Source organism: Streptomyces sp. CC53 (genome assembly GCF_001865245.1).
Classification (GTDB): Bacteria; Actinomycetota; Actinomycetes; order Streptomycetales; family Streptomycetaceae; genus Streptomyces.
On sequence record NZ_MKXB01000112.1, the window covers coordinates 38,800 to 44,758 of the forward strand.

General features: G+C 75.9%; 6 protein-coding genes. 4 read left to right on the forward strand and 2 right to left on the reverse strand.

Annotated elements, in window-relative coordinates; all coding sequences use genetic code 11:
* Window positions 1-95: 95 nt before the first annotated feature.
* A complete protein-coding gene (gene hutI, locus BJP40_RS11200; RefSeq protein WP_071280240.1) occupies window positions 96-1,364 on the forward strand; it encodes an imidazolonepropionase in 1,269 nt (422 codons plus the stop codon).
* A gap of 116 nt (window positions 1,365-1,480) precedes the next feature.
* On the opposite strand, the gene BJP40_RS11205 is transcribed toward hutI, so the two are convergent.
* A complete protein-coding gene (locus BJP40_RS11205; RefSeq protein ID WP_071280241.1) occupies window positions 1,481-3,601 on the reverse strand; it encodes an MMPL family transporter in 2,121 nt (706 codons plus the stop codon).
* A 241-nt stretch (window positions 3,602-3,842) separates the two neighbouring features.
* Complete coding sequence (locus BJP40_RS11210; RefSeq protein WP_071280242.1) at window positions 3,843-4,364, reverse strand: MarR family winged helix-turn-helix transcriptional regulator; 522 nt, start codon at window positions 4,362-4,364, stop codon at window positions 3,843-3,845.
* A gap of 322 nt (window positions 4,365-4,686) precedes the next feature.
* On the opposite strand from BJP40_RS11210, the gene BJP40_RS11215 reads away from it, so the two are divergent.
* From BJP40_RS11215 to BJP40_RS11225, 3 genes are all read left to right on the forward strand, one after another.
* Window positions 4,687-5,163 carry an MSMEG_6728 family protein gene (locus BJP40_RS11215; protein ID WP_071280243.1) on the forward strand — a complete coding sequence of 159 codons (477 nt, stop codon included), beginning with the start codon at window positions 4,687-4,689 and terminating at the stop codon, window positions 5,161-5,163.
* 222 nt (window positions 5,164-5,385) lie between these two features.
* On the forward strand, window positions 5,386-5,613 hold the full coding sequence (locus BJP40_RS11220; RefSeq protein WP_071280244.1) for a DUF2945 domain-containing protein: 228 nt from the start codon (window positions 5,386-5,388) through the stop codon (window positions 5,611-5,613).
* A partial coding sequence (locus tag BJP40_RS11225) for a DUF3140 domain-containing protein (RefSeq protein ID WP_071280245.1) occupies window positions 5,610-5,959 on the forward strand: 350 nt, incomplete at its 3' end. The genes BJP40_RS11220 and BJP40_RS11225, both read left to right, overlap by 4 nt.

The following is a 5,959-nucleotide window of genomic DNA, read 5'->3' on the forward strand; positions in this document are numbered from 1 at the left end:
GACTGAACCGGCCCGCCCCGCGGGGCGGGGCGCCCGGGACCGCCCGGCCGCCCCGCCCCGCCCGGCCGAACCGCCCGAAGGAGACCCCCCGCGCCATGAACAGCGGCAACGAGCCGATGAACATCCCCCCGGCGACCGCCGGGCCCGACGCGACGAACAGCACCGTCGCGCCGAAAGCCACGGCCACCACGCTCATCACCCACATCGCCGCCCTGGTCACGAACGACCCCTCCCTCGGTGACGGATCCCCCCTCGGCCTGATCCAGGACGCGGCCGTCGTCATCGACGGCGACCGCATCGCCTGGGTCGGTGAAACCAGCAAAGCACCCGCCACTGACAACCGGGTCGACGCCGCCGGACGGGCCGCCGTCCCCGGCTTCGTCGACTCCCACTCCCACCTCGTCTTCGCGGGCGACCGCACCGCCGAGTTCCACGCCCGCATGTCCGGCCGGCCCTACCGGGCGGGCGGCATCCGCACCACGGTCGCCGCGACCCGCGCCGCCACCGACGCCGAACTGGAAGCCAACCTCACCCGCTACCTCCGCGAGGCGCTCCGCCAGGGCACCACCACCTTCGAGACCAAGTCCGGCTACGGCCTGACGGTCCACGACGAGGCCCGCGCGCTGCGCATCGCGGCCCGCCACACCGACGAGACCACCTACCTCGGCGCGCACATCGTCTCCCCCGACCTCGCCGACGACCCGGCCGCCTACGTCGCCCTGGTGACGGGGGAGATGCTGGACGCCTGCGCCCCCCACGCCCGCTGGATCGACGTGTTCTGCGAGAAGGGCGCCTTCGACGGCGACCAGGCCCGCGCGGTCCTCACCGCGGGCCGCGCCAGGGGACTCCACCCCCGCATCCACGCCAACCAGCTCTCGTACGGCCCCGGCGTGCAGCTCGCCGTGGAGCTCGACGCGGCCAGCGCCGACCACTGCACCCACCTCACGGACGCCGACGTCGACGCCCTGGCGAACTCCTCCACCGTCGCCACGCTCCTGCCCGGAGCCGAGTTCTCCACCCGCGCCGCGTGGCCGGACGCGCGCCGCCTGCTGGACGCGGGAGCCACGGTCGCCCTCTCCACGGACTGCAACCCGGGCTCGTCCTTCACGTCCTCCGTGCCGTTCTGCATCGCCCTCGCCGTACGGGACATGGGCATGACGCCCGACGAGGCCGTGTGGTCCGCCACGGCCGGCGGGGCGGCCGCGCTGCGCCGCACCGACGTCGGCCGCGTCACCGTCGGCGCCCGCGCCGACCTGGCCCTGCTGGACGCCCCGTCCCACGTGCACCTGGCGTACCGGCCGGGCGTGCCGCTGGTGTCGGAGGTGTGGCGCGCGGGCGTGCGGGTCGCCGCGTCGGCCGCCTGACCCGCCCGCCGCTCCCCCACGCACCGCGCCCCCCGGCCGGACAGCGGCCGGGGGGCGCGGGCGGGCGTGGCCGGCGGCCGGCCCCCGCAGGGCCGGGCCGCACCGGGCCGCGGCCGCTACCGGACCGCCGTCGCCTCCTCGGGCTCCGGCGCCTCCTGGCGGCGGCTCAGCCTGCCCGGCCACCACGCGGTCCGCCCCAGGTCGCGGACCAGGCCCGGCACCAGGAGGGACCGGACGACCAGCGTGTCGAGGAGGACGCCGAAGGCGACGATGAACGCGAGCTGGACCAGGAAGGCCAGCGGGATGACGATGAGCGCGGCGAATGTCGCGGCCAGGACCACGCCCGCCGAGGTGATGACCCCGCCCGTCGTGGTGAGGCCCACCCGCACGCCCTCCCGCAGGCCCAGCCGCAGCGACTCCTCGCGGACCCGGGACATCAGGAAGATGTTGTAGTCCACCCCGAGGGCCACGAGGAACACGAAGCCGTACAGCGGCACGGAGGGGTCGGTCCCCGTGAAGCCGAGGACGTGCTCGAACACGAGGGCGGCGACCCCGAGGGTGGCGGCGAAGTTCAGCGCGACCGTGGCGACGAGCAGCACCGGCAGCAGCAGGGAGCGCAGCAGCACGATGAGCACCAGCAGGATGGTCAGCAGCACCACGGGCGCGATCACCTCGCGGTCCCGCTCGGCCGTGACCTGCGTGTCGTACCGCTGCGCGGTGTAGCCGCCGACGAGGGCGTCGGCGCCGTCCACGGCGTGCACGGCGGTGCGCAGCCGGGCGACCGCGTCCTTGGCCGCGTCGCTGTCGGCGGCGGCGCTCAGGGTGGCGTCGATCCGCACGCGCCCGTCCACCACGAGGGGCTCGGCCGGGGCGGGGCGCCCCGCGCCGTCCACGGGCACCGCGGAGTCGACGCCCTCGACCGACCGGGCGGCGGCCGTGACCCGGTCGGCCGCGTCGGCGTCCGCGATGATGACCGCCGGGTTGCCGGCGCCGGCCGGGAAGTGGCGGCCGAGGGCCTCCTGCGCGGCGACCGACGGCGCGTCGTTCACGAAGATCTCGTCGAGGGGCACGCCCTTCGACTCCAGGGTGGGGGCGAAGGCGGCGCACGCCAGCAGGCCGACCAGCGTCAGCGACCACACCTTGCGCGGCGCGCGGTCGACCAGCGAGGCGACCCGCTGCCACAGCCCGGACCCCGAGCCGTCCGCGGTGCCGGCCTTCGGCCGGGACGGCCAGTACGCGGCGCGGCCCAGCAGGACCAGGGCGGCGGGCAGGAACGTCAGCGCGCTGAGCACGGAGCACACGATGCCGATGGCGCCGACGGGCCCCAGGGCGCGGTTGTTGGTGAGGTCGCTCAGCAGCAGGGCGAGCAGGCCCAGGGCGACGGTCGCCGCGCTGGCGACGATCGGCCCCCACGACTCGCGCAGCGCCGCGCGCATCGCGCCGAAGCGCTCCCCGCCGGGCGCGGCGAGCTCCTCCCGGTACCGCGCGGTCAGCAGCAGGGCGTAGTCGGTGGCGGCGCCGATGACGAGGATCGACAGGATGCCCTGGACCTGCCCGTCGACCCGTACGACGCCGCCGTCGGCCAGGGCGTAGACGACCGCGCACGCCAGCCCCAGGGCGAAGACGGCGCTGAGGATGACGACGAGGGGCAGCAGCACGCTGCGGTACACGACGAGCAGGATGAGCAGCACTGTCACCAGCGCGACCGCGAGCAGCAGCCCGTCGATCCCGGCGAACGCGCCCGACAGGTCGGCCTGGGTGGCGGCGGGCCCGGCGAGCCACACGGTCGTGCCCGGCACGTCCGACGCCGCGTCGCGCACCGCGTCCAGCGCTTCGGGCAGGGCGTCGCCGAGGTCGGGGCGCAGCGGCACGGCGGCCCTCAGCGCCTCCCCGTCCTCCGACGGCAGGGCGGGCGACGGCGCGCCTGCGAGCTGCGGGTCGCCCTGGAGGGCGCTCAGGGCGCGGGTGGCTTCCTGCGCCCGCTCCTGGGGCAGGCGACCGCCGTCCTCGGCGGTCCACAGGACGAGGACGGGCAGGGTCTCCTCCTGCCGGAACGCCTCCTGCTCCTCGATGACCCGGGTGGACTCGGCGCTGCGCGGCAGGAACGCCGCCTGGTCGTTGGTGGCGACCTCTCCCAGTTTCCCCGCGTACGGGCCGAGGGCGCCGCCGATGACCAGCCAGACGAGTGCGAGGACGACGGGGAGCAGGAGCCGGAACCGGCGCGGACTGGGGGGCATGGACGCTCCAGGGGGGTCGGTGGGACGGGGTGGGTCGACGGCTATCTCAACGGCAAACAATCTCAATGATTGAAATAAATCTTGGCACAGGGCACTTCCCGGTCTGTACCTCAGGGGGGTGCCGTCCGGTGTGCGCCACGCCTGCGGGCCGCCGCGGCCGGTCCTCAGCGGTCCGGCCGCGGCGCTCGCCGACGCCCCTTCAGGCGGGGGCGGGCGGACGGATGCAGTCCGCCGCGTCGGGTCAGGGGGTCAGTCCGCCCAGTTCCTCGTTCAGTTCCGCGAGGAACCGCAGCGCGACGGCGAGTTCGTCCTCGTCGAAGCGTTCCAAGGCCCGTCCGGTGGCCTCCGCCAGCGGCCGGAAGTAGCGGCGCGCGGCCGTCCGGGCGTCGTCGACGTAGTGGATGTGGACGACCCGCCGGTCGGCGCTCTCCCGCGACCTGCGGATGTGGCCGGCCTTCTCCAGCCGGTCCAGACAGGCGGTGACGGCTCCCGACGTGAGCCCGAGGTGCTCGCGCAGCCGGCCCGGCGTGAGCGGCTCCGGGCTGTCCAGCACCGCCGTGAGCGCCGCGATGTCGGTGGGGTGCAGCCCCTGCGCGGACGCGAACCCGTGGACCAGGCGGTTCACCTCCCTGGTGGTCCGCCGCAGCTGCACGGCGAAGGCCAGCAGGTCGACCGCCGCCGGGCCGGTTCCCCCGCCGGCCGGCCCGGGACGTCCGCCACCCGCACGCCGCTCCGGTCCCGTCCCGTCTTCTGCGCTGGTCACGGCGCCAGCCTATAGAGGCCGTACCGGCTGCCGCGGTCCGGGCGGCCGGCACGGCGAGCGGTCCGCGCCGGGCCGGTGGACACCGGCGGCCCGCCGGGTGCGGACGGGCGGGGAGGTCCGGCGGATCCGTGGCGGGGCGCGCGGTTCCCCGGGGCGGGCCGGTCCTGCCCCCGGGCGGAGATGGCGTACGTGCTGGCAGGCTGACCGGGGCGGCCGGCGCACGTACGGGTGGTGGGGCGTCCGGGCGGTGGGCTGTAGGGACGCACCCCCCGGAGGAGGGGCTGGGAATGCGCGGAGCGGTGCCGCGCGGTACACACGGAGCGTGCAGACCTTCCTGCCGTACCCGTCCTTCGCGTCGAGCGCCCGGGCGCTCGACCAGCGCCGGCTCGGCAAGCAGCGGGTGGAGGCGCTCCAGGTGCTCCGCGGCCTGACGGTGCCCGGCTACGGCTGGCGGCGGCACCCGGCGGTCCGCATGTGGGCCGGGTACGAGGAGGCCCTCGTCCGCTACGGCCTGGAGGTCTGCGGCACGTGGACGGCCGGCGGCCACGGGGACACCTGCGCCGCGTCGCTGCTGACCGGCTTCCGGGCGCTGCACCCGGACGCCGCGGTGCGGGAGCAGGAGGAGCTGGTCGCGGCGGGTGAGCTGCCGCCCTGGCTGGGTGACCCCGCGTTCCACACCAGCCACCAGTCGGCGCTCCTGCGCAAGGAGCCCGCGTTCTACGCCGGGCTGTTCCCCGGGGTCCCGGCCGACCTCGCGTACGTGTGGCCCGCGTCGGACCGCGACCCCGGACCCCCGTAGAGCCGGACCCGCGAGGGACCGGACTCGGGTCCCGTGCGGCAGGGCGGCGCGTCGGACCCGCTGAGCGCCCTCCCTTCACGCCCCGGCGCGCGCTCCGGCGCTCTCCGTCGGTCGCGGTGGCCGCGGCACCCCGTCTCCGCCCTCTCCCGAGAGGAGCGAAAGGGGCATATCGGGGAACACGCGAGGGAGCCGACCGAACGAGGGAGCGAAGGGGTGAGGGCGATGGCCCGGCGCACGAAGCCGCACACCGGTGACGACGTCACGTGGAAGAGCCACGGCAGCGTGGTGAGCGGCACCGCCAAGCGGGAGATCACCGACCGCAGGAAGGCCGCCGGCCGCACCGTCGACGCGTCCCCCGAGGAGCCGCAGTACGAGGTCGAGAGCGACAGGAGCGGCCGGTCCGCCGTCCACAAGCCGGAGGCGCTGCGGAAGAAGGGACGGCGCTCGTGACCCGCGGGGACGGCGGCGCCGAGCGGGACGAGACGCTGGCCGACTTCGACGAGGCCGTGAACCTCACCGCGGGCGAACTCGACCGGTGGCTGGAGACGGACGAGGCGAAGGGCGTCGGCCAGAAGCCGGACGGCGGCGGCGAGAGCACCGGGCACGCCTCGGGACGCCGCATCGTCGCCCTGCTGCGCACCCGGAAGGACGAGTTGACCGACGACGACCTCGCCCACATGCGCAAGGTCGTGGGCTACGTCCGCCGGCACCTCGCCCAGCGCCCCGACGGCGACGTCACCGACACGGCGTGGCGGTACTCGCTGATGAACTGGGGCCACGACCCGCGGAAGGGAAC

Coding starts and splice junctions, on each gene's coding strand:
- BJP40_RS11205 (WP_071280241.1), bottom strand. CDS start 3,601: ATGCCCCCCAGTCCGCGCCGGTTCCGGCTCCTGCTCCCCGTCGTCCTC.
- BJP40_RS11220 (WP_071280244.1), top strand. CDS start 5,386: ATGGCCCGGCGCACGAAGCCGCACACCGGTGACGACGTCACGTGGAAG.
- hutI (WP_071280240.1), top strand. CDS start 96: ATGAACAGCGGCAACGAGCCGATGAACATCCCCCCGGCGACCGCCGGG.